The sequence below is a fragment of the Chryseobacterium sp. A321 genome, assembly GCF_054489265.1.
This window is the reverse complement of record NZ_JBTMWZ010000001.1, coordinates 1486054-1507696: the sequence shown is the minus strand read 5'-3', so window position 1 is coordinate 1507696 and position 21643 is coordinate 1486054. Positions and strand designations below refer to the sequence as shown.

The window sequence follows — 21643 nt, the reverse complement described above, 5'->3', positions numbered from 1 at the left end:
ATCCTTTTGGTATTTGTTACACTTTAAAGCGAGAGTACGTCTTTCATGGAAAAAACCCCTTTCTTATTTTGAATCCACTCCGCGGCCACTACGGCCCCTAAGGCAAAGCCTGAACGGTCAAAGGCGGTGTGCTTGATTTCAATTTCGTCCTGTTCACTTTGGTAGCGAACACTGTGGGTTCCGGGCACCTCGTCTTCTCTTAAAGCGAAAATACCTATTTCGGATCCACGGGTCTGTTCCAATTTCCAACTCTCGTACAAAGGATGGTTTTCCATGATGCCCTCTGCTAAAGAAATAGCGGTTCCACTCGGGGAGTCTTTCTTGTGGGTGTGGTGAATTTCTTCTAGCTGTACCGTATAGGAATCGACCCCTTTCATGAGTTGAGCCAATTTCTCATTTAGGGCAAAAAATAAGTTTACGCCAAGGCTAAAATTAGAGCCGTAAAGAAAAGCACTGTCATGTTCTAAGGCGATTTGTTCTGCTTTAGGCTTCTGATCAAGCCAACCCGTGGTTCCACTCACCACCGGAATGCCAAGTTCTAAAGCGGTCTTGATATTCTCAAAGGCCACTTCTGGCTGAGAAAACTCAATGACAACCTCTGCAGCATTTAGCGTTTCTTTCGTTGGGGTCTGCGTTAGCCTCGCACAAATCTCATGACCTCTTGCCGTTGCAATTTCATCAATGATCTTTCCCATTTTGCCATAGCCTACAAGTGCTATTTTCATCTTTTCTAAAAATTATAATTAAAACTAAGTCCCGCTTTTGCATTGTTAAGCCCGAAAGGATCGTAAATCACAGTCGGTTTGATCGCGAGATCCGGATCGTGTCTTTGGTCGTAGAGGTGCGCATCTACGACGGCATCCATGATATTCAAAATATACACGAGTCCTGTGATGGCCATGGAATAATCTCTCTGCCTTTTCATACGGTCTTGAGTTCTTCCTAAAGCCTCTTTTGTAATGCCTTCAATGTCCGAAAACTCATGAGGAAGTCCATTTAATTCCGCCACGTACGCATCGCGATACCGCTTGTACATATTGTCGTTGTAAATGGAAACTCCTATTCCCGTTCCTATCCCAGCCCAAACAATAGGGATCTTCCAATATTTCCGGTTGTAATACTGCCCTAGACCTGGGAGTACAGCGGAATAAAGTCCCGCTTTGGTCGGATTAAATGTAGGGCGTGGCGCCTCATTTGCCTCCTGAATTTCCTCTAATACGGCGTCTTGAGATTTTTGTTCCCGAATTGTAGCGGTGTCTTTAGAAATCAAAAGGGTATCCTGCCTTTGCACCTGCGCAGAAAAGCTGGCTCCTAAGCAAATCGCTAAAAGTAGAACTACACTCTTCATTATTTAAAATGAGCCAGAATGGTATCGAGCTCCTCTTGGTCCTTGAAATCTAAAACAATCTTCCCTTTCTTTCCATTGCCCACGGTTTTTATCTCTACTTTCACATCCAAAACATCACTAAGTCGCTTTTGCGCTTTTTTGAGTTCGTTAGAAAGCACCTTGATGGGTTTCTGCACTTTGGTAGAAGGAGATTTAAGGCTGTTTGCGAGGACTTCACTTTGTCTTACGTTTAACCCTTCTTTTACGATGGTTTCAAAAAGTTCTCTCTGCAGCTCGGGCGACTCAATGCTTAATATGGCTCTTCCGTGTCCTGCTGAAATCTCACCGCCTCGAATTGCGTTTTGTACCGCCGGGGTCAGTCTTAAAAGTCGAATGGAATTGGTAATGGTACTTCTTTCCTTTCCGACCCTTTGACTTAAATTTTCTTGGGTCATGCCAATCTCATCCAAAAGCCTTTGGTAGGTAAGGGCAATTTCAATCGAATCTAAATCCTCTCTTTGAATGTTTTCAACCAGCGCCATTTCTAAAAGCTCTTGGTCGTTGACCAGTCGAATGTAGGCGGGAATAGATTTTAACTTTGCTTTTTTGGAAGCGCGGTATCTTCTTTCTCCCGATATAATTTCGAAGCGCTCACCGTCCTTTCTTACCGTGATGGGCTGAATTACACCCAGCGCTTGAATAGACTGCGCTAAATCTTCTAATGCTTTTTCATCAAAATAAGTTCTAGGCTGCGAGGCATTGGGATAAATATCTTCAATAGGAACCTCTACAATTTGACCCAACAGAACTTCCGCTCCTTTGTCCGTAGCAGAATTAATGGAAACTTTGGACTCTGAACTTAGGATCGCCCCAAGCCCTCTGCCCATGGCACGTTTTTTATCTTTCAACTTTTTGTTTTTTTAAGGATGGACTACTGGTTTCATTTTTCAAAATCACTTCCTCAGCCAATTGGATGTATTGGATCGCTCCCTTGCTCTCTGCATCGTACATGAGGATGCTTTCTCCGAAACTTGGCGCTTCACTCAGGCGCACGTTTCTAGAAATAATCGTGTCAAAAACCATTTCTGGGAAATGAGAATTCACCTCCTCAACCACTTGGTTGGAAAGGCGAAGACGCGAATCAAACATGGTAAGTAGAAGACCTTCAATGTCCAATTCTCCGTTGTGAATCTTTTGTACATTCTTAATGGTATTAAGAAGCTTTCCAAGACCCTCTAGGGCAAAGTATTCGCATTGAATCGGAATAATCACGGAATCGGCTGCGGTTAATGCATTGACAGTGATCAGTCCTAAACTAGGCGCACAATCAATGATTACATAATCGTACCTATCTCTTACGCTCTCCAGCGCGTTTTTAAGCATGTATTCTCTATTGACTTTGTCCACAAGCTCAATTTCCGCTGCCACTAGGTCTATATGAGAAGGGATAATATCCACATTAGGAGAACTCGTTTTTTGAATGCACAGATCCACCTCGACACTATGTTCAAGTAAATTGTAGGTGGAATACTGCACCTGCTCTACCCCGAGTCCAGAGGTGGCATTGGCCTGAGGATCTGCATCTATTAATAGAATGCGTTTTTCTAGCACCCCTAGTGCGGCTGCTAAATTTACCGCCGTCGTGGTCTTTCCCACGCCCCCTTTTTGATTGGCTACCCCAATGATTTTTGCCATCTGATTTAATTTATTCTTCAAAAATACAATTTTTTTATCGTGCGCCTAATTCGTCCCCACGTGAAACAAGTCAACACCCTAACAACAAGCGAATTAAACTCTAAAAAAATTATCCACAATCCAAAATTGGACGTGGATAATTCCTTTTTCTCTCTGCTTTGGGCTTCTCTTTATTCGATACGCATTGAAATTGGAAATCGGAACGAACTACGAACCCAATTTCCGTCCACTTTCGCAGGTTTCCATTTCCCTTTGATCGAGGCCACGGTTCTTTCGGCTTCTTTGTTAAATTCAGCGCTTGGACCGCTTGCTTTAATGGAGGAAAGAGTTCCGTCCTTTTCCACGACAAAACTTACAGTCGTTTTTAACACGTCCGCTTCGTTTGTAAATCCTGAACTGTCAAAACGCTGCAGTACTTGAGAACGAAACGATTCAATTCCCGATTTGAAATCCGCCGCAATGTCCACGGAACCGTATATGGCATTCGGATCGATCTCTTGCGTGGGAGCCGTGGGAGTTGACTCCACTTTCCCTGGTCCTTGCGTAGGTCCCGCGTTTGTCCCAACGCCCACGGCTGAAGAAGGAATGCTTGGACCCGTATCAGCTCCCGTAATAACGGGAGAAGGAGTTACCGGCGTAGCCTCCTTACTCACCTCGGGTGTTCTTGTAGGAATGGGAACACTTGGAACGATTTGCTTGGGCGTCTCTAAGGGCTTTGTACTTTGCACAGGCAAAGTTTTTTGCGCCTCAGCCGGCTTTGGACTAAGCGGTTCCCTTAAAATCCAAACCGGATCCTCAGCTGGGATTTGCTCAGGGCGATTGTTCCCTAAACTAGTCGATAGGAGAATGGGAAGCAAAGTAGCCACGGCAAAAAGACTAACCCCTACAAATAGGGATTTGGCTAAAACCGAGTCCGCTTGCTGCCTTAGGAGGTAAGCTCCGTACTCCTTGTTTCGGTTTTCAAAGAGCACTTCGTCTAGTGAATGGCTCATTTTGAATTGAGTAAATTTTTTCATTGTGTTTGGATTTAAGGTTTATACTTTTAATCCCCGTTATGTAAAAAGTAATATTTTACACCCCATAGACTAATTCGTAGAAATATATTCAACAAGCTTGCCAAATTCATGAAACAAGCGCACAATAAATCCAAAATCAGTATAAAATTTCAATCTGAAGATAAATTTCACACGAAATTCTCCCAAGTACGTACAAAACAAACCGGCCCTTTCCAAGGAAAAGGCCGGTTAGAGAGGGTATTTAGTATAGAAAATTAGAAAAGTTCTTTTCTAATAATGTTCTGGCTTCTTTCGGGTCCTACAGACACCAAATACACATTAATCCCTAAATACGATTCGATGTATTCTATGTATTTTTTCGCATTCAAAGGCAGTTCCTCGTAGGTTCTCGCATGGGAGATGTCCTCGTCCCATCCTTCAAGCTCTTCGTAAATCGGTTCGTACAGATCTAATTTCGTGGTAGAAGATGTGAAATAATCAATGATTTTCCCATCCTCTGTTTTGTAATGTGTCACGATTTTAAGTGGCTTAATCCCGGACAATACATCCAGTTTGGTAATCACCAAATTGTTGATCCCATTGATCATGCAAGCATGCTTCAAGGAAACGAGGTCGAGCCATCCGGTTCTTCTTGGTCTTCCCGTAGTCGCCCCAAATTCATTTCCGACTTTTCTCATCTTCTCTCCTAGCTCATCGTGCAGCTCAGAAGGGAAAGGTCCGTTTCCTACTCGAGTCGTGTACGCCTTGGAAACTCCAATTAAATTTTCAAGTGCCGTGGGAGGTACTCCAGCTCCAGAGCAGACTCCACCAGTGGAAGGGGAAGAAGAGGTCACATACGGATAGGTACCAAAATCAATGTCTAACATTAAAGCCTGAGCGCCTTCGAAAAGCACGTTTTTCCCTGCTTTGATCGCATCGTTGAGTTCCACTTCGGTATCCACGATACGGTCTTGAAGTTTTTTCCCAAGTTCTAAAAACTCTTGGTAAATTTCTTCTATATCCATCGTCGGCTTTTCAAAATACTTTTCAAAAAGAGAATTTTTAACTCGAAGGTTTTTTTCAATTTTCTCTCTAAGCACTTCCGGGTTTAGTAGATCGACCATACGAATACCCACACGAGCAATTTTATCCTCGTAGCAAGGTCCGATTCCTTTTTTGGTCGTTCCAATTTCAGTTCCTCCGAATTCTTCCTCTCTATAGGTATCTAACATAATGTGATAAGGCATAATCACATGCGCTCTTCTACTGATGAACACATGGTCCGTACGCATTCCTTTGCTTTCAATTTGTTCGATTTCTCTTAGGAACGATTTCGGGTTCACTACCACGCCGTTGGCAATAATACATTTCCCTCTGCATTGCAAAACACCAGAAGGCAGCAAATGGAGTACAAATTTTTCCTCTCCTACATACACCGTATGACCTGCGTTATCACCGCCTTGGTAGCGCACAACATAATCCGATTTAGCGGAAAGCACGTCAGTGATTTTCCCTTTTCCTTCGTCTCCATATTGAAGACCTACAACCACATAAGTAGACATAAACTATTACTTTTTATTAGATTCGGACAAATTTACTTCTAATATAAAAGCTGTACAAACAATTGAGTTAAGATTTTACCCTCAAATTGGCCTGCTTTTTCAAATGCGCTCCTGGAAGATCCATATTCTCCCTTTCTTGGCTAAGTTTAGAGCCCAAACCTAATTTTTGAAAAATTGAGCGGTCCCATAAAAAGAGCGACAGACGAGCCCCGAGGCTACTAAAATGCAGATTTGATTCCTTTAGGGCCACTTCCTTAAAAATTCGTAAATTTGCATTTTGAAATTCACTATGAACAGAGTCCAGATTCACGACAAAGAATTCGTCCCTTATTTAAAGAACGACGAAATTCAAGAACTCATTAAAGCCCTCGCCCTTGAAGTTTATGAGGAGTACAAAGACGAAACCCCTGTGTTTATCGGGGTATTAAACGGGGTAATTATGTTCTTCGCCGATTTTTTGAAGCACTATCCAGGCCCTTGTGAAATTGCATTCCTGCAAGTAAGTTCTTATTCCGGAACCCAATCTACGGGAATCGTATACAAAAAGATGGATCTCACGAAAGAAGTCGAAGGCCGTCACATTATCCTTATGGAAGACATAGTGGATACAGGCGGAACGATTGAAAGTCTTTTTGAATATTTCAAAAATACCCAAAGACCTAAATCTTTAAAGGTGGCCACTTTGCTTTTAAAACCGGATGTCTTTAAAAAGGATTTTAAAATCGACTATGTGGCAAAAGAAATTCCAAACAAATTCGTTTTAGGGTACGGACTGGATTACGATGAACTCGGTCGTAACCTTCCCGATTTGTATCAACTTGCAGAAGGACGAATCAATCACTAATCCGCCATACAACTACTATAAGATATGATCAACATCGTACTTTTTGGCCCTCCAGGAAGTGGAAAAGGCACACAAGCACAAAATTTAATCGAAACTTTTAATCTCAAGCAGATCTCTACAGGGGATTTATTTCGATTCAACATTAAAAATAGCACTCCACTTGGAACATTAGCCAAGTCCTACATGGACAAAGGAGAGCTTGTTCCAGACCAAGTGACTATTGATATGCTCATAAGCGAGGTACAAAAACCGACCGATGCGGCTGGCTTTATTTTTGATGGATTCCCAAGAACGGCAGAACAAACCCTTGCCCTGGAAGAGATTGTTAAAACCGAATTAAATGCAAAGATTGATTTATGCCTTTCGCTTATTGTAGAAGATGAAATCCTAGTGGAACGTCTTATCAACAGAGGGAAAACGAGCGGAAGAACCGACGATAGCAATGAAGAAATCATTCGCAATCGCATCAAAGAATATTATACAAAGACCGCGGAAGTAGCGGAACTTTATAAAAAACAAGGAAAGTACGTGGAGATCAATGGCGTGGGAGAAATTCCACAAATTGCAGAAGCGCTTTACCGCGAAGTAAGAAAAATTAAAACACAGCAGGACTAAAAAAGTTTGGTTTTTCACTAAAAACCATCCTTTTCCTCAAGCTAAAAGACCTATATGTCAAATTTTGTAGATTACGTAAAAATTCACTGTAAAAGTGGTCACGGGGGTGCTGGATCCGCACACCTTAGAAGGGAAAAATACATTCCCAAAGGAGGTCCAGACGGCGGTGACGGAGGACGTGGCGGGCATGTCATCATGCGTGGCAATTCCCAAGAGTGGACCCTTTTGCCCTTACGTTATACGCGACATATTAAGGCGCAGCGAGGAGTCAATGGAGCCAAAAGCCAATTAACCGGTGCAGACGGTGAGGATATTTACATCGAGGTTCCCCTGGGAACCGTAGCCAAAAATGAAGAAGGAGAAGTTCTCGGAGAAATCATGGAGAACGGACAGGAAATCATCCTTATGAAAGGAGGAAAAGGAGGTCTTGGTAACGAGCACTTCAAGTCGTCCACCAACCAGACCCCGCGCTACGCACAGCCTGGTCTACCCGGCGAAGAAGGCCATGTTGTTTTTGAATTAAAAGTCCTAGCAGACGTAGGTCTTGTGGGATTCCCGAATGCAGGAAAATCCACTTTGCTTGCGGCCGTGTCCGCTGCAAAACCGAAGATTGCCAATTATGCCTTTACCACCCTAACGCCTAACTTAGGAATCGTAGAGTATAGAAATTACAAATCTTTTGTAATGGCAGACATTCCTGGAATTATTGAAGGGGCTGCCGAAGGAAAAGGACTTGGCCACCGATTTTTAAGACACATTGAAAGAAATTCCATTTTGCTCTTTTTAATTCCAGCCGATTCTCCCGATCATTTTGAAGAATACCAAGTTCTCAAAAATGAACTCTCTAAGTACAATCCGGAATTGCTAGAAAAAGACTTTGTCGTTTCCATCTCCAAAGCCGACTTGCTCGATGAGGAATTGAAAACAGAAATCCGAAAAGAATTCCCAGAGACAGTTCCTCTTTTGTTTTTCTCCGGAGTCAGCGAACAGGGCCTTATGGAACTTAAGGATGTCCTTTGGAAGAAGCTTCACGGCTAAAAAGGAACCTAAAACCTCCCCTATTTCTTTTAAAATCCACCCATCCCTCTTTTTCATTTTTAAATAGGAGAAGAAAAAGAGGCTAAGAGTGCAATTGGGTACAATTATTGAACGTGAGAAAGAAAAATAGATTATGAAACTACTTTCCTTTTTCGCTGGCCTACTTCTTCTTGCAAGTTGTACGACGCAAAATAAATCTTTCCAAACCCTTCAGTACGAAGCGACCGCATGCTTTGGCTTTTGTCCTATCTTTGAAATCACGATTAATCCGGACCGAAGCGCCGTGATTAAAGCGGAGCGTTTTACGTTTTCAAATCCTCAAACCAAAGATTACGACCCCAATGCGGGACCGGAAGGAACCTTTAAAACCACTCTAACCGAGGCCTCGTTTAAGGCCGTTCAGCAAGCGCTTGCAAAGCTGAATGTAAATTCTTTGGAAGACCACTACGGCAACAGACAAGTCACGGATCTTCCCACAGCAAAAGTGAAAATCTGGCTTTCAGCTGAAAAAGCAGTGCAGTGGGACGACTACGGCAAAAGAGGAACACCAGAGCTAAGAGCATTTTATGAGACTATCGAAGGTCTTAGACTCTCGGAAAACTGGGTAAAAGTAGACTAAGGAAGTCTTTCGTAGGACAAAAAAAAATAAACTACCTTTGCACCCTCAAAAATAGTCCTTTCTTTAGGAGAAAGGATTTATCTTAATTTAAAATACTACTCATTGAAATTTACCGATTTACACCTTATCGACCCCATACTTAAAGCGCTCGAAAAAAAGGGATACACCCAGCCCACTCCGATCCAAGAAAAAGCGATTCCTTCCATTTTGCAAGGGAGAGACCTTTTAGGAACGGCGCAAACGGGAACTGGGAAAACGGCCGCTTTTGCGATTCCAATTCTTCAGCTCTTAAATGAAAAGCCCTCGAAACCGGGTCAAATCAAAGCCCTTATCTTAACCCCTACGCGTGAACTCGCGATTCAGATCGAAGAAAACTTTAACGAATACGGGGCGAACTTAAGGCTTAAGAACCTCGTGATATTTGGAGGAGTGAAGCAAGGCGCTCAACAAACCGCCTTAAAAAGAGGAGTGGACATTCTTGTGGCTACACCCGGTCGTCTAATCGATCTTATTTCTCAAGGGCTTATTAGCCTAAAGCATATTGAAATCTTTGTGCTCGACGAAGCCGACCGAATGCTCGACATGGGCTTCGTGCATGACGTGAAGCGTCTTGTAAAAATGCTTCCTCAAAAAAGACAAACTCTTTTCTTTTCCGCTACGTTCCCCGAAGAAATTCAGAACTTGGCGAAAACCATGCTTAATAATCCTGTAAGAGCAGAAGTGCAAGCGGTTTCCTCTACGGCTCAGACCATTTCCCAAGCGGTTTATTTCGTGGACAAGGACAACAAACTTAACCTCCTTACTCACCTTTTGGAGGATCCAAAACTTGACCAGGTCCTTATCTTTGCCAGAACAAAGCACGGAGCAGATAAAATTGCAAAGAAACTTCATCAATCTGGCATTAGCGCTCAGGCCATTCACGGGAATAAATCTCAAAATGCACGTCAAAATGCCCTAAGCAATTTCAAAAACAAAACCACAAGAGTTTTGGTGGCTACGGACATTGCGGCAAGAGGTATTGACATTGATGAACTTAAATATGTAATCAATTTTGAACTCTCTGACGTATCGGAAACTTACGTTCACCGTATTGGTAGAACCGGTCGGGCAGGCTCTTCCGGTAGTTCCATTTCTTTTGTAGACGGACTTGACCTTCTCAACCTAAAGAACACGGAAAAACTCATAGGAATGAAAATTCCGGTAGAAAGAGACCATCCTTACCACGTGGACAATTTGGTGGCTGAAAAAAGAGACAGCAATAACAAACCTTTTACGCCAAAACCGAGGCCTCAAGCCAAAAAAGACCTTGGATATAAAAAACCTAAGAACAAGGGATTCACTAGAAATAGATAATCTTTGAGCACAAACAAAAAGACCGCAAAAAATCAGCGGTCTTTTTTTTATTTCCTTTTTGTCTACTCTTACGATTTGACAAAAAGAATTTCTGCATTTTTAGTAGTCTGCTTTTTAATTTGATCAAAATCCACTTGGTATACGTCTACTAATTTCCCTGCGACAAGAGATAAGTAGGAGGACTCATTTCGCTTTCCCCTGTAGGGAACCGGTGCTAAGTAGGGGGAATCGGTCTCAAGAACGATATGCTTAAGGGAAATCTCCCCTAAGAATTTATATATTCCTCCATTTTTAAAAGTAACCACGCCTCCAATTCCAAGCAAAAAACCAAGGTCAATTGCCTGCAGTGCCTGCTCGTAGCTACCCGTGAAGCAGTGGAAAATCCCTCTTAATTTAGGATGACGTTTTCTCTCTAACACCTCAAAGACCTCATCAAAACTTTCTCTAGCATGAATCACAATAGGGATATCGAGCTCGATTGCCCAGTCAATTTGCAGTTCAAAAGCATGAGTTTGGATTTCAAGGGTTTCCTTGTCCCAATAGAGGTCAATTCCAATTTCTCCAATCGCACAAAACGCTCTCTTCTCCAAATAGGCTCTTACCTGCTTTAATTCAGTTTCGTAGGTTTCTGGCTTTACACTGCAAGGATGAAGTCCCATCATCGCGTAAATGCTATCTGGATACCTCTTTTCTAGAGCCAACATAGACTCGTGTGTGCTCGAATCAATGGCAGGCAAATAGAATTTCTCTACACCGACTTCTTGAGCTCTCTTTATGACCTGATCGCGATCTTGCTCAAAGGCCTCTGAATACAAATGGGTATGGGTATCTATCATCGTTTCTAAGCTAATTCCTTATTCCTAGAGATCGTCCAAAAAAATAGGATGGTTCACTTTTTCTCTTTGCGTCTGAATTTTTCGTTTTAAGGCTTCCCTAAATTCAAGGTATTTAGGATCCTGCTCCTGGGAGGGGCGATGTTGCAAAGAGCGCATTATTTTGAAGTTCTCTTCAATAAACTCCATCGTGGCCTCTGAAAAGTAAGCATTGCCAAACTTTTCAAAAATATAATTTACGGCCTGCGCACTGGGATGCAGCATGTCCTCTTTGTAAAAACGATAGTCTCGTAGTTCGTCCAACATCAGTTCATAGACAGGCAAATACGTCACTTCCTCATACTGCTCCACTATTTCGTGCATTGCACTTAGCAAAAGAGCCTTGCTTCGTTGGTTCTCTACGATGCCCTCTTTCGTATGACGCACTGGAGAAAGGGTAAAAAGGATGTGAACGCCGGAGGGGCAAATATCCATCAAATCCTCCACCGTTTGCTGCATGGCAGATTTTATTTCCTCTGAGCTTAATAGGCGTTTCTTAAAATACGTTGCCGGCAATTTATGGCAGTTGGCCACAATTTGAGGACGCGGCAAAAACTCGTGGACATAGGCGCTTCCAAAGGTCACGATAATCCACTTCGCGGACTGCAAAAACCGATTGGAAACCTCAATATCTGCATTGATTTTTTCCAAGGTTTTGTGCACAAATCCACTGTTGTATTTTGAATGGTGGTCTAAGGAGATGACTTTGTCTTGGTACTGAATTAAATCCTCGTCGGTATATACTTTGGAATCGTGCGCCGCCCTCACGGCCTTGGCAATCGAAAAGGGATTAAATAGAGTCCCAAAAGGATTGTGGCAGGTCTGAATTTGGCCTTTGTTCAAAAGACTAGAGATCTCACTTGAAAAACAAGAACCGATGGAAAACACAGGGTCTTCTACTTCTAACTTGATGCTAGATTCTGGAATCGGAACAGGCGTACGGAACTGCATGGGAAAAATTAAGATTCGCGTTTAAGTAAATAATTGGCAAGTTCAATGAAAGGCTTTTTCTTTTCCTCAGAGAGATTAATTTCCCCCAAGAATTGTTGGCCCAGTTCGTTATGCTTTTGAATCAAACGAAGCACTTTCTCGTCCACCTTTGTACGACGGAAGATTTTTAGAACTCCATGTAGTTTATCAATATTTTCTGTTTTTTTGGAATACCAGTATTCTAGTTCCTCGCGTTCTTCTGCGTTTGCATGCTCCATGGCAAGAAGGTACAAAACGGTCTTCTTATTTTCAAAGATATCGCCTGCTTGGCGTTTTCCGAACTGTTCCATATCGCCGAAGACATCGAGGTAGTCGTCCATGATTTGGAAGGCAATTCCAATATGCTTTCCAAATTGGTAAAGGTTCTCTGCCTCCTTATCACTCGCCCCTGCAATCAGAGCTCCTATTTTAAAGGATGCGGCGCTTAAAACACCGGTCTTGCTCGTAATCATTTGAAGGTAATCTTCATAGGTTACATCTGCCCTGGTTTCAAAATTCACATCCATTTGCTGACCTTCACAAAGAATGGCCGCGGTTTGTGAAAAAATCATCGTGCATTTTTTAAAAAGCTCAGGTTCTAAGTCCTCAAAAAACTGATAGGATTTAATAAGAAGAGCATCTCCCGATAGAATCCCAATGTTTATTCCATGCAGCGTATGAATCGTAGGCTTCCCTCTACGTAGAGGAGCTTCGTCCATAATATCGTCATGAATAAGAGAGAAATTATGGAAAAACTCAATGGCTAATGCAGGTTTGATTGCTTTGTCTAGCTCTCCATCAAAAAGATCATTTCCCATCAGAACCATCACTGGTCTTAGGCGTTTTCCTCCGTGCGAAATAATATAGTTGATGGGATCGTAAAGCTCCTGAGGCTCCTGCGTGAACTTGAATTTTTCAATCGCACTTGCCACGACATTCTGATATTCTTGTATAAATTCCATAGATTTCTAATAAGACACAAAAATAAGACTAATTCAGCGGGTAAAAAAACAAACCATTTGATTCCTTTTGAAAAAAATAGAAAGTTCCAACCGGATCTCAAAGGCTGTAGAATTCTAGACTTCTTCTCTTCTCTACCTACAAAAAATAGCGAGCCTTCTGGGCTCGCTATCGATATAAATTTGTGTACTTCTTTACGTGAATAAAGTAACTAAATAATACGTTACTCCTGCAATCAGAGCACTAACCGGAATGGTAATTACCCAAGCCCAAAGAAGGCTAATGGTAATGCCCCAACGTACGGCCGACACCCTTTTTGTAAGTCCCACCCCAATGATAGATCCTGTAATGGTATGGGTTGTAGATACGGGAATCCCTAAATGGTCCGTTAAGAATAGTGTAATGGCTCCTGCACTCTCCGCAGCCACTCCTTCTAGAGGAGTTACCTTGGTAATACGAGTTCCCATTGTTTTAATAATTTTCCATCCACCACTCATCGTTCCAAGCCCAATGGCTAGAAAAGATACCAGGGGAACCCAAAGGTAATGCTGAGCAAAAAAATTAAATCTTTCTGAGGAGTCCATCACGGCATATACATCGTCCCCTCCAATCATATTTACGTGGTAAAAGATGATTGCGGCTCCAATAATCCCCATGACCTTTTGCGCATCGTTTAGTCCATGTCCCACACTGAAAAGTGCAGAAGAAACCAATTGCCAGTTCTTAAACTGTTTCTCCGCCTTGTGCGGTTTTGCATTCTTGGCTAAGTTGACAATAATAAGTGTGATGATTATCGAGATAATCATCCCAATAATTGGGGCAAGGAAAATAAACAAAAAGATCGGGATCACTTTGCCGTACATAACCACGTCCTGCGTCATAAGCTGCATAATGGCCTGCCTAAAGGTTTCAAAGAAGGATAAATCCGGGCTTGTCAGTTGTACCTGCGCATAGTCCAGAGAAAAGGCATGCATTAAAGCAGCCCCTAGAAACCCTCCAATGAGCGTGTGCGAAGACGAGGAAGGAATCCCAAACCACCAGGTAAGTAAGTTCCAAAAAATCGCGGCAATTAAACCGGAAAAGATCACTTCAAGGTTAATGAAATTTTCATTCACGGTTTTGGCAATCGTATTCCCAATTTTAAATTCTCCAATGACGTACGCGGCAAGAAAGAAGGCCGCAAAGTTCCATACCGCAGCCCAAAGAACAGCCTGAAAGGGTGTTAAAACTTTGGTGGATACAATGGTGGCAATGGAATTGGCCGCATCGTGAAACCCGTTAATGAAGTCGAATATCAGAGCAAGCGCAATGATGATAATTAAAAGTACTGGAAAGTCCATGGAATTGATCTAGGGTAAATTAAGCGTATTTGATCACGATGTTCTCGATGGTATTCGCCACATCTTCCGCCTTGTCAGTAACCACTTCTAGATACTCTAAAACGTCTTTTGCTTTAATGATCGTGATAGGATCACCGTTCTCAAATAATTTAACTAATGCTTGACTAAGTACGTCGTCCGCAATGTTTTCGAAAGAATTAATCTTAATGCAAGATTCTTTTACAGCCGCCGGGTCTTTGAATCGATTCAGATTCACAATAGCGGTTTTAATTTCAATACAAGATTTGTGAATCAGAAGCGATAGCTCGCTAAATTCTTTAATCTCAGGGGTTTTGTATAAGAAGATATACTTTGCAGAAGCGTAAATGTAATCTGCAATGTCGTCGAGTCCGGAAGCGAGTAGGTTGATGTCTTCACGGTCAAAAGGAGTAATAAAATTCTCCCCTAGTTGTACGAAAATTTCATGGGTGAGATCATCCATTTGATGCTCATAATCACTCATTTTTCTTAGGAGCGTATCGTCGTTTGTATCGAACTCAAGGAGTCCCTCGTGGAATTCTTTTGACATTTGAACCAATTGATCTGCGACCTTTTCAAACAAGACAAAGAACACTTTGTCCTTTGGTTGGAATGCTTTAAATATGTTACCTATTCCCATTGTAATTGTGATTATTTTTCAGGGTGCAAATATCGGTATAAGTCAAGAGCAGATTTAAAATTTAATATTAATTTTTGTTAACATTAAAAAATAAGCCAAAAAAATACCGGAACTTACGTTCCGGCATTTCTTAATTTATCCAGCCACTTCGGCTCTCATGTCTTTTCCTTTAAACTTCATCGATCCTAAATTGCTTAGTATCTCTTGTTGGAAATCTTTGTCTACTTCAAAGAAAGAGAATTTTTCTAGGATTTCAATGTCTCCCACATCCGGTCTCTTGCGAGATTTCTGTGTCGCCTTATTGATAATATCCAGTAAGTCCATCTTTCTTAGGTTGTCCTTTTTTCCTAAATTAAAGAAAAAACGGGTCATGTTTGCATTGCTACGACGTTTTCCACCGCGACCCCCGTCTCTATCTCTACTAGGTCGATCCGAACCTCTAAAGTCGTCTCTTCTACGATCGTCTCTACCGCCTCTATCGCCTCTGTCGCGATCGTCTCTACGACGGTCTCTTCTTGAGGATGGAGCGTCTCTCTCGTCAGACAACCTTTCGCTTTTAAGATCTTTCTTATCCTGATAGAATAAAGCCAAATCTCTTAGTTGAAATTGTAAAAGTTGGTGAACAAGTTGCTCTTTGGTAAATTCAGACAAGTCTGGAATTAAAGAATCATCAAATGTGAAAAATTCTTCGTGCTCTGTGAAAAGTCTCTCAAAGACTCCTTCCACTTGAGACTTGATAATCACGTCGCTAGTCGGAACTTGCTTTTCTTGAATATCAATTTTCGTCACCGACTTGATTTGCTTCAATTTACGTGTTTCGTCTGGTTTGGTTAAAGCCATCGAAATTCCGTTTTTCCCTGCTCTTCCGGTTCTACCACTACGGTGAACAAAAACTTCAGGATCGTCCGGTAACGAAAAATGAATTACGTGCGTAAGTGAGTTCACATCAAGTCCTCTCGCCGCTACGTCTGTGGCTACAAGAATGTCAATGTTTTTCAAACGAAACTTCTTCATCACCGTATCTCTTTGGGCTTGGGAAAGGTCACCGTGCAATGCATCTGCGGCGTAGCCGTTCTGCATTAAAAAGTCAGCCACTTCCTGCGTTTCCATACGAGTACGGCAGAAAATAATTGAATATTGGTTAGGATTTGCGTCAATAAGTCTCTTAAGAGCCTCTTTCTTTTGACGGTACCCTACGACATAATATTCGTGCGTAATGTTTTTCTTAACCTCGTTGATAGATCCTACCGCAATGCGATGAGGTTGGGTCAAGTAATTTCTTGAAATACGTTCCACTTCTTTACTCATGGTGGCAGAGAAAAGGTACGTTAGCTTGGTGTCAGGGGTTTCTCTTAAGATCGTTTCTAAATCGTCTTTGAAACCCATCGAAAGCATTTCGTCTGCTTCGTCAAGCACCATCCATTGAATTTCTGAAAAATCAAGGGCTTTACGGTTAATTAAGTCAATCACTCTCCCGGGAGTTCCCACAATGATTTGCGGTTTGTCTCGAAGTGAGCGCATTTGATCCACAATACTGCTACCTCCATAAACCGCTGTGGTTTTGAGGTTTTTCATGTACTTGGAGTAATTTTTTATGTCTTTCGTAATTTGAAGACATAGTTCGCGTGTCGGGCAAAGAACCAAAAATTGGATTTTACGACTCGTATCGTCAATCATATCCAAAATCGGAAGCGAAAACGCTGCTGTTTTGCCTGTTCCCGTCTGCGCTAGAGCGATTAAATCGCGTGTATCTGATAAGATGAAAGGAATAGTCTGTTTTTGGATTTCTGTCGGGGCTTCGTAGCCCAGTTCGCCAATTGCCTTTATTAAATCAGGACTTAAATTGGACTCGGAAAATAAATTCATTCAGTAATTTAAAAATTTTTGCAAAAGTACAACAAATAATTGAATAACAGCTAATAAGTAATTTACGGAACAGAAACTCGCCGCTCTACGCCTACCTCTCTCAGTCCCTTGCAATTGCGATCTTTAGCCCCTTCCTTTCTCTAAGAGAAAACCCCTTATAGTGCACTAGAGCCCAGTTCGTAATCTTCACTTTTTTTTAAGGATTTGCTAATCCGAGCTTTTATATTGACTTTAACGCCCTGAATTTGAGTCAAAAAAGTATTGAAAATCCTTCTTTTTAATTTCCATTTGCCACAGATAATCGCTCCAAAACCTCCAAAAAGTTTGGATCTTCGGGTGAGATTGCATAGTAAAGTGCAATGTCTGAAGTTTGATCTACCACCATAAAACGAGGAACCCAGTTTAGTTCAATGTATACGTTAAATGGATTTTTCCACCCCTGGTCAAACCAGTAATGATCCCACGATTCCATATTGTATTTTGCGAGTCCTCGGTTCCACTGCTCGTAGGAGCGGTCTAAGGAAAAATAGACAAAATCCACTTGGGGATATTTTTGTTTGATTTCTTGGGTTTTGGGAAGCGCCAAAATGCAGTCTTTGCACCAACTTGCCCAAAAGTCAATTACAAGGACTTTTCCTTTGTACTTTTCAAGCACAGCCCCCACGCTGGTTTTCGTTCCGCTTTTCGCGGTCAAACTTTCAGCTAAGGCCTCTTTCGAAAAGGAGGTTTTTGGAGATTCAGGGGCTCTTTGAGCATAACCTAAGGAAAAAACAAGGACAAAACTCAAGAGTAGAATTTGTTTAGAGCACGTTTTTATTGATATCATTTCATTTATTTTTTAAGTTCGAGTAGGACTATTTCTTCCGGAGAGTTAAAGCTTACCTGTCCGTTTTTCACTTTTGCACTTGCACCTGAATACGCATCTGTCAGCGCAGCTCCTTCCGCAAAGACCCCTTTCACATCCACCTGTTTTCTTCCAGGCGAAAGAGAAAGACCGACAATGACTTTGTCCTTATCAAGCACTCTTGAAAAATAGTACGGACTTTTTGAAAGCATTTGGTGTTTGCCAGCTCCAATCGCAGGGTGCTGGGCGCGAAACTTACCTAATTTTTGGTAATGCGCTAAAAGTTCCTGCGTAGATGGACTGCTTTGAATCTCTTCCCAATTCATGGGGCCGCGAAGGGTGGCATCTCCTACGGCGCCTTCTAGAATTAAACTCCTACCCGACTCATCTCCATAGTAAATTTGAGCGATCCCGGGAGTGAGCAGAAGTTTGGTTGCAGACTCAAACCCTCTGTTTCTCTCTTTGTCGAAAGGCGTACTGTCATCATGTGAGGTTACGTAATTCATCACGGTTTTCCCTTTCAAAGGACCGGATAGCTTCTGATCGTAATACTCAAAGAGATCCTCATACTCTTTATTTGCATCCGATTTAAAATCAAAATTAATGAGCGCATCAAATCCGTTGTCAAAGTAATTCACTTTGCGATCCGAAAAATCGTACTGTTTTTCTTGAGAAATCCCATACCCATACACTTCCCCTACGAGGAAGAAATCCTTTTGATCCAGCACCTTTGTGGGGTTCGCCGCTTTGTATTCTAAGAAAGCGCTCTTGGCCACCTTTTCAAAGTCTTTCCAAACTCCTTCTTCCGTATGCTTCACCGTATCCACCCGGTACCCGTCGATTCCAAACTCTTTGATGTAATCGCTAAGCCATTTCATTACGTAATACTTCGGCGCACGCGGATACCCAGTTTTCTCAAAGAACGCGTCTAGTTCTGCTACTTCTTTTTCGTAGCGATTCTCCTTCTTCCATTTTTCAACTAGACTCGAAGGAAGCTCCACCGGAAGAGTGCTTTCCGTTAGAAGGTCCGGAAGATTCTCCACGAGCGTACACGAAACGGTAGAGTGGTAATTCTCATACGTGCAAATCGGCTCCGTTCTCACCCAACTAGTTGGAAAAACCGGATCGGTAGAAGTCACGGGTCCTGTATGGTTAATCACCGCATCCAAAACAATTCGAATTCCTCTCTTGTGCGCTTTCTCGACAAATTCTTTCAAATCTGCCTTCGATCCAAAATTGGGATCAAGCGAAGTCCAATCTTTTGCCCAATACCCGTGGTAAGGGTACGTAAGACCTGTGCCTTCATCCACCGCACCATGAATCTGTTCCACAAGCGGCGTAAGCCAAATGGCATTAATCCCTAAGTTTGTAAAATACCCTTGATCTAATTTTTGAATCATTCCTCTTAGATCCCCTCCTTCAAATCCGCGGTATGCAGCGGTAGATTCCGTGCGCCCAAAGGATTTGTCGTTGGTAAGATCCCCATTGGAGAAGCGGTCTGGAAGCACAAAATAGAGATTGGCGGCTTGCCAATTAAAGGAATCCCCCTTGGAGGACACCGATGAATTCACACTACAAGAACTAAAGCTAAGTAGCGCTACAAAGGAGATTAGAATCTTTTTTAAAGTCATAGGAAAATAGAATTTCTATCCAACATAGGAAAGCTAACCTTTCCATTTCAAGAGGGTAATTTAGTGATTTTTATGCTTATTAAGAAGCCCAAAGTGAATCGGTTTAGAGATACGGTTTATTTAACATCTTTTAACCAAAAATGCTATCTTTGTTTGAAAGAACTAGCCTATTTATGTCTCTATACAGTCAATTGGCCGAAACCCTTTCTTACATCGCTCCCTCGATTTACAAAGAGCGATTTTTTAAGAAACTTAAACATCTAGACGCATCTAACCGTTTAGAGAGCAAGGTAGAACCCGAACTCTATTGGTTAAAAAGCAAGGTGCAAAAACAAGATGTTTTTCTCGACATTGGTTCCAACGTCGGAGCCTACTTATACACCCTCGAAAAAACCCTGAAATCGGATAATTTATACGGATTTGAACCGAACCGCTTTCTCTACAAACGTTTAAAGAGACTATTCCCTACGCTTCCAATTTTTCCGCTTGCACTTTCAGATCAAAACCAAATGGCAGAATTTAAAGTTCCTGTGATTCGTGGCAGCAAAGTGAAATCCAGGGGCACCCTACAAACCCACTTAAAAGAAGAAGGTGAAGAGGCAGGAGTTTACCAAAGGGTGAAAGTCATGCGCCTAGACGATTGGGCTCCTATGGAGCATTTCGAGAGGCTAGATTTTATCAAAATCGATGTGGAGGGCAGTGAAGAAAAAACCCTAAAAGGGGCACAAAAAACGATCAAACGTTTTAAACCGACTCTTTTGGTTGAGATTGAGCAAAGGCACCACGAGTCCCCCATTTGGCCACTCATTCTTGAGGTCTGTTCCTGGCAGTACAAGCCGTTTTACGTGGATCCAAGCAGCCTTGAACTTATTCCGCTAGAGAAAGGTTTTTACGAATCTCAAGGAAAGGAAGGTCCAAATTCTAGGACTCCCTACATTAATAACATTATCTTTGTCCCCGAAAAATGAGTGTAGTATCGCGACAAGGGTTTAAGTACTCTTTAATTGGGTATTTTGGTTTTTTGCTGGGCACGCTCTCAGCACTTTTTGTGTTTCCTCAGGACATGGTATTCTATGGGAAACTGCGGTATGTTTTACCGGCGGCAGAAATGTTGCTTCCCATCGTGGTGTTTGGACTTTCCTTCTCGAATGTCAAGTATTTTCTAAAAACCAAAAAAGACGGAAAACACCAAAATTTTCTAAGTCTAACCCTGGTCGCAGTGGCTCTGAATTTCCTACTGTTTATAGGGGCATTCTTCCTGTTTTTCTATCTCTTTCCTCAGTTTAAAGACTCGGAGCTCTTCCAACTTAAATATTTAATCCTTCCCCTAATTCTCATTTTAGCGTTTAGCGCCGTATTCAATAAATACATCTCGAATTACAAACGAATCGTAGTTCCTAATATTTTTGAAAATCTATTTCCAAAACTGGCGAATCTAGGCACGTTTTGTCTTTTTGTGTTTCTAGGTGTGAGTACACAAGGCTCCTTTGGATTCTTATTTGGTATGTTCACCCTGGCACTCATCGGCTATGTTCTGTACGCCAATTCCCTAGAGAAATTAAAACCTGACTTCTCCACTTCTTACATGCAAAAGGACGGATTTTACAAAAAAGTCTTAAACTATAGTTTGTTTGGTTTTCTTGGAAACATTGGCAATTACATTGCCTTTCGGGTGGATAACTTTATGATTGGTGAATTCCTCACCTTTAGCGAGAACGGGGCCTACAGTATTATCCTCTCGGTTCTCTCCTTTATCCTTATTCCTCAAATGGGACTTTTCAATATCTCGGCTCCGATCATCAACCGAACCATAGAAGAAAATAATTTTGAAGAGCTCAACCGCTTTCACAAAAGAACTTCCCTTACCCTCTTTTTTTTAGGATCTGTTCTTTTCTCTTGCATTTTGGTGGGGTTCCCTTACCTCACTCATTTCATTGCGAGTGGAGAGGCACTTAGAGAAGCCTCCCCCGTCATTTGGATCTTAGGCTCCGCAATGATTTTTGACTTAGCTACAGGGTTCAACGGCCATATTATTTCGCTCTCGAAATACTACCGATTTACCATCGTGGTGATGCTTTTATTAGCCGTCATGAGCGTATCACTCAATTTCTTATTTTTACGCACAACGAACTTAGGAATCGTGGGAATCGCCCTTGCTACCGCAATCTCACTCACGCTCTTTAACTGCATTAAAATTGCGTTCAATTATTGGAAATTCAAAGTGTTTCCTATTTCCATAGAAATGGTGTACACGTCCATTTTATGCACTCTGGGAATCACCCTTTCTATCATTCTTCCGGAAAGCAGCTATCCGCTACTAAATCTCGTCTATAAACCTTTGGTGGTACTACTTGTCATTGGAGTGGGTAATCATTTCATGGGAATATACCCTTTAGACAAGTATCTAAAGTGGAGTTTTCTTAAAAGTCTTTTAAAATTCTAACAAGCTCTTTTC

General features: G+C 41.9%; 21 protein-coding genes. 7 read left to right on the top strand and 14 right to left on the bottom strand.

The window, feature by feature from the left end; genetic code table 11:
• Positions 1 to 23 precede the first annotated feature (23 nt).
• The 6 genes from dapB to ACX3PZ_RS07095 all read right to left on the bottom strand — a co-directional run bounded on the left by dapB (position 24) and on the right by ACX3PZ_RS07095 (position 5579).
• The gene (dapB, locus tag ACX3PZ_RS07120; RefSeq protein ID WP_459083772.1) at positions 24 to 725 is read right to left on the bottom strand and encodes a 4-hydroxy-tetrahydrodipicolinate reductase; all 702 of its coding nucleotides are present in this window, start codon (positions 723 to 725) and stop codon (positions 24 to 26) included.
• Between the two features lie 5 nt (positions 726 to 730).
• Positions 731 to 1348 carry a DUF5683 domain-containing protein gene (locus ACX3PZ_RS07115; protein WP_459083771.1) on the bottom strand — a complete coding sequence of 206 codons (618 nt, stop codon included), beginning with the start codon at positions 1346 to 1348 and terminating at the stop codon, positions 731 to 733.
• Positions 1348 to 2235 carry a ParB/RepB/Spo0J family partition protein gene (locus ACX3PZ_RS07110; protein WP_459083770.1) on the bottom strand — a complete coding sequence of 296 codons (888 nt, stop codon included), beginning with the start codon at positions 2233 to 2235 and terminating at the stop codon, positions 1348 to 1350. Before ACX3PZ_RS07110 ends, ACX3PZ_RS07115 begins: the two co-directional genes overlap by 1 nt.
• The gene (locus tag ACX3PZ_RS07105; RefSeq protein WP_459083769.1) at positions 2225 to 3022 is read right to left on the bottom strand and encodes a ParA family protein; all 798 of its coding nucleotides are present in this window, start codon (positions 3020 to 3022) and stop codon (positions 2225 to 2227) included. Before ACX3PZ_RS07105 ends, ACX3PZ_RS07110 begins: the two co-directional genes overlap by 11 nt.
• Before the next feature lie 170 nt (positions 3023 to 3192).
• Positions 3193 to 4038 (bottom strand): energy transducer TonB, encoded by an 846-nt coding sequence (locus ACX3PZ_RS07100; RefSeq protein WP_459083768.1) that lies wholly within the window; start codon positions 4036 to 4038, stop codon positions 3193 to 3195.
• A 254-nt stretch (positions 4039 to 4292) separates the two neighbouring features.
• Positions 4293 to 5579, bottom strand: coding sequence for an adenylosuccinate synthase (locus tag ACX3PZ_RS07095; protein WP_459112351.1), 1287 nt, complete (start codon positions 5577 to 5579; stop codon positions 4293 to 4295).
• 289 nt (positions 5580 to 5868) lie between these two features.
• On the opposite strand from ACX3PZ_RS07095, the gene hpt reads away from it, so the two are divergent.
• The 5 genes from hpt to ACX3PZ_RS07070 all read left to right on the top strand — a co-directional run bounded on the left by hpt (position 5869) and on the right by ACX3PZ_RS07070 (position 10048).
• The gene (gene hpt, locus ACX3PZ_RS07090) at positions 5869 to 6423 is read left to right on the top strand and encodes a hypoxanthine phosphoribosyltransferase (protein WP_459083766.1); all 555 of its coding nucleotides are present in this window, start codon (positions 5869 to 5871) and stop codon (positions 6421 to 6423) included.
• 24 nt (positions 6424 to 6447) lie between these two features.
• Positions 6448 to 7038: an adenylate kinase gene (locus ACX3PZ_RS07085; protein ID WP_459083765.1), complete on the top strand. Its 591-nt coding sequence runs from the start codon at positions 6448 to 6450 to the stop codon at positions 7036 to 7038.
• 54 nt (positions 7039 to 7092) lie between these two features.
• Positions 7093 to 8076 carry a GTPase ObgE gene (obgE, locus tag ACX3PZ_RS07080; RefSeq protein WP_459083764.1) on the top strand — a complete coding sequence of 328 codons (984 nt, stop codon included), beginning with the start codon at positions 7093 to 7095 and terminating at the stop codon, positions 8074 to 8076.
• A 133-nt stretch (positions 8077 to 8209) separates the two neighbouring features.
• Complete coding sequence (locus ACX3PZ_RS07075) at positions 8210 to 8695, top strand: DUF6438 domain-containing protein (RefSeq protein WP_459112350.1); 486 nt, start codon at positions 8210 to 8212, stop codon at positions 8693 to 8695.
• Positions 8696 to 8797: 102 nt separating this feature from the next.
• Positions 8798 to 10048 carry a DEAD/DEAH box helicase gene (locus ACX3PZ_RS07070; RefSeq protein WP_459083762.1) on the top strand — a complete coding sequence of 417 codons (1251 nt, stop codon included), beginning with the start codon at positions 8798 to 8800 and terminating at the stop codon, positions 10046 to 10048.
• 68 nt (positions 10049 to 10116) lie between these two features.
• Here ACX3PZ_RS07070 and ACX3PZ_RS07065 read toward each other — a convergent pair whose 3' ends face one another.
• The 8 genes from ACX3PZ_RS07065 to ACX3PZ_RS07030 all read right to left on the bottom strand — a co-directional run bounded on the left by ACX3PZ_RS07065 (position 10117) and on the right by ACX3PZ_RS07030 (position 19188).
• Complete coding sequence (locus ACX3PZ_RS07065; RefSeq protein ID WP_459083761.1) at positions 10117 to 10884, bottom strand: TatD family hydrolase; 768 nt, start codon at positions 10882 to 10884, stop codon at positions 10117 to 10119.
• 24 nt (positions 10885 to 10908) lie between these two features.
• Complete coding sequence (locus ACX3PZ_RS07060) at positions 10909 to 11871, bottom strand: GSCFA domain-containing protein (RefSeq protein ID WP_459083760.1); 963 nt, start codon at positions 11869 to 11871, stop codon at positions 10909 to 10911.
• An 8-nt stretch (positions 11872 to 11879) separates the two neighbouring features.
• Positions 11880 to 12851 carry a polyprenyl synthetase family protein gene (locus ACX3PZ_RS07055; RefSeq protein ID WP_459083759.1) on the bottom strand — a complete coding sequence of 324 codons (972 nt, stop codon included), beginning with the start codon at positions 12849 to 12851 and terminating at the stop codon, positions 11880 to 11882.
• A gap of 192 nt (positions 12852 to 13043) precedes the next feature.
• Entirely contained in the window at positions 13044 to 14189 is a 1146-nt protein-coding gene (locus ACX3PZ_RS07050; RefSeq protein WP_459083758.1) for an inorganic phosphate transporter, read from the bottom strand.
• 19 nt (positions 14190 to 14208) lie between these two features.
• Positions 14209 to 14847 (bottom strand): DUF47 domain-containing protein, encoded by a 639-nt coding sequence (locus tag ACX3PZ_RS07045; protein WP_459083757.1) that lies wholly within the window; start codon positions 14845 to 14847, stop codon positions 14209 to 14211.
• A gap of 135 nt (positions 14848 to 14982) precedes the next feature.
• Positions 14983 to 16713, bottom strand: coding sequence for a DEAD/DEAH box helicase (locus ACX3PZ_RS07040; protein ID WP_459112349.1), 1731 nt, complete (start codon positions 16711 to 16713; stop codon positions 14983 to 14985).
• A 277-nt stretch (positions 16714 to 16990) separates the two neighbouring features.
• Positions 16991 to 17539, bottom strand: coding sequence for a TlpA family protein disulfide reductase (locus ACX3PZ_RS07035; protein WP_459083755.1), 549 nt, complete (start codon positions 17537 to 17539; stop codon positions 16991 to 16993).
• Between the two features lie 5 nt (positions 17540 to 17544).
• Positions 17545 to 19188: an alpha-amylase family glycosyl hydrolase gene (locus tag ACX3PZ_RS07030; protein WP_459112348.1), complete on the bottom strand. Its 1644-nt coding sequence runs from the start codon at positions 19186 to 19188 to the stop codon at positions 17545 to 17547.
• A gap of 173 nt (positions 19189 to 19361) precedes the next feature.
• On the opposite strand from ACX3PZ_RS07030, the gene ACX3PZ_RS07025 reads away from it, so the two are divergent.
• Together ACX3PZ_RS07025 and ACX3PZ_RS07020 are read left to right on the top strand one after the other, a co-directional pair.
• Complete coding sequence (locus ACX3PZ_RS07025; protein ID WP_459083753.1) at positions 19362 to 20156, top strand: FkbM family methyltransferase; 795 nt, start codon at positions 19362 to 19364, stop codon at positions 20154 to 20156.
• Complete coding sequence (locus ACX3PZ_RS07020; RefSeq protein WP_459083752.1) at positions 20153 to 21631, top strand: lipopolysaccharide biosynthesis protein; 1479 nt, start codon at positions 20153 to 20155, stop codon at positions 21629 to 21631. Before ACX3PZ_RS07025 ends, ACX3PZ_RS07020 begins: the two co-directional genes overlap by 4 nt.
• The last annotated feature ends 12 nt before the right edge of the window (positions 21632 to 21643 follow it).

Bases quoted from the DNA above. Each gene is read 5' to 3' on its own strand.
- ACX3PZ_RS07105 (WP_459083769.1), bottom strand. From the start codon at position 3,022: ATGGCAAAAATCATTGGGGTAGCCAATCAAAAAGGGGGCGTGGGAAAG.
- obgE (WP_459083764.1), top strand. From the start codon at position 7,093: ATGTCAAATTTTGTAGATTACGTAAAAATTCACTGTAAAAGTGGTCAC.
- ACX3PZ_RS07045 (WP_459083757.1), bottom strand. From the start codon at position 14,847: ATGGGAATAGGTAACATATTTAAAGCATTCCAACCAAAGGACAAAGTG.
- ACX3PZ_RS07040 (WP_459112349.1), bottom strand. From the start codon at position 16,713: ATGAATTTATTTTCCGAGTCCAATTTAAGTCCTGATTTAATAAAGGCA.
- ACX3PZ_RS07065 (WP_459083761.1), bottom strand. From the start codon at position 10,884: ATGATAGATACCCATACCCATTTGTATTCAGAGGCCTTTGAGCAAGAT.
- ACX3PZ_RS07100 (WP_459083768.1), bottom strand. From the start codon at position 4,038: ATGAAAAAATTTACTCAATTCAAAATGAGCCATTCACTAGACGAAGTG.
- ACX3PZ_RS07020 (WP_459083752.1), top strand. From the start codon at position 20,153: ATGAGTGTAGTATCGCGACAAGGGTTTAAGTACTCTTTAATTGGGTAT.
- hpt (WP_459083766.1), top strand. From the start codon at position 5,869: ATGAACAGAGTCCAGATTCACGACAAAGAATTCGTCCCTTATTTAAAG.
- ACX3PZ_RS07115 (WP_459083771.1), bottom strand. From the start codon at position 1,348: ATGAAGAGTGTAGTTCTACTTTTAGCGATTTGCTTAGGAGCCAGCTTT.
- ACX3PZ_RS07025 (WP_459083753.1), top strand. From the start codon at position 19,362: ATGTCTCTATACAGTCAATTGGCCGAAACCCTTTCTTACATCGCTCCC.
- ACX3PZ_RS07030 (WP_459112348.1), bottom strand. From the start codon at position 19,188: ATGACTTTAAAAAAGATTCTAATCTCCTTTGTAGCGCTACTTAGCTTT.
- dapB (WP_459083772.1), bottom strand. From the start codon at position 725: ATGAAAATAGCACTTGTAGGCTATGGCAAAATGGGAAAGATCATTGAT.
- ACX3PZ_RS07095 (WP_459112351.1), bottom strand. From the start codon at position 5,579: ATGTCTACTTATGTGGTTGTAGGTCTTCAATATGGAGACGAAGGAAAA.
- ACX3PZ_RS07055 (WP_459083759.1), bottom strand. From the start codon at position 12,851: ATGGAATTTATACAAGAATATCAGAATGTCGTGGCAAGTGCGATTGAA.
- ACX3PZ_RS07050 (WP_459083758.1), bottom strand. From the start codon at position 14,189: ATGGACTTTCCAGTACTTTTAATTATCATCATTGCGCTTGCTCTGATA.
- ACX3PZ_RS07060 (WP_459083760.1), bottom strand. From the start codon at position 11,871: ATGCAGTTCCGTACGCCTGTTCCGATTCCAGAATCTAGCATCAAGTTA.
- ACX3PZ_RS07075 (WP_459112350.1), top strand. From the start codon at position 8,210: ATGAAACTACTTTCCTTTTTCGCTGGCCTACTTCTTCTTGCAAGTTGT.
- ACX3PZ_RS07085 (WP_459083765.1), top strand. From the start codon at position 6,448: ATGATCAACATCGTACTTTTTGGCCCTCCAGGAAGTGGAAAAGGCACA.
- ACX3PZ_RS07035 (WP_459083755.1), bottom strand. From the start codon at position 17,539: ATGATATCAATAAAAACGTGCTCTAAACAAATTCTACTCTTGAGTTTT.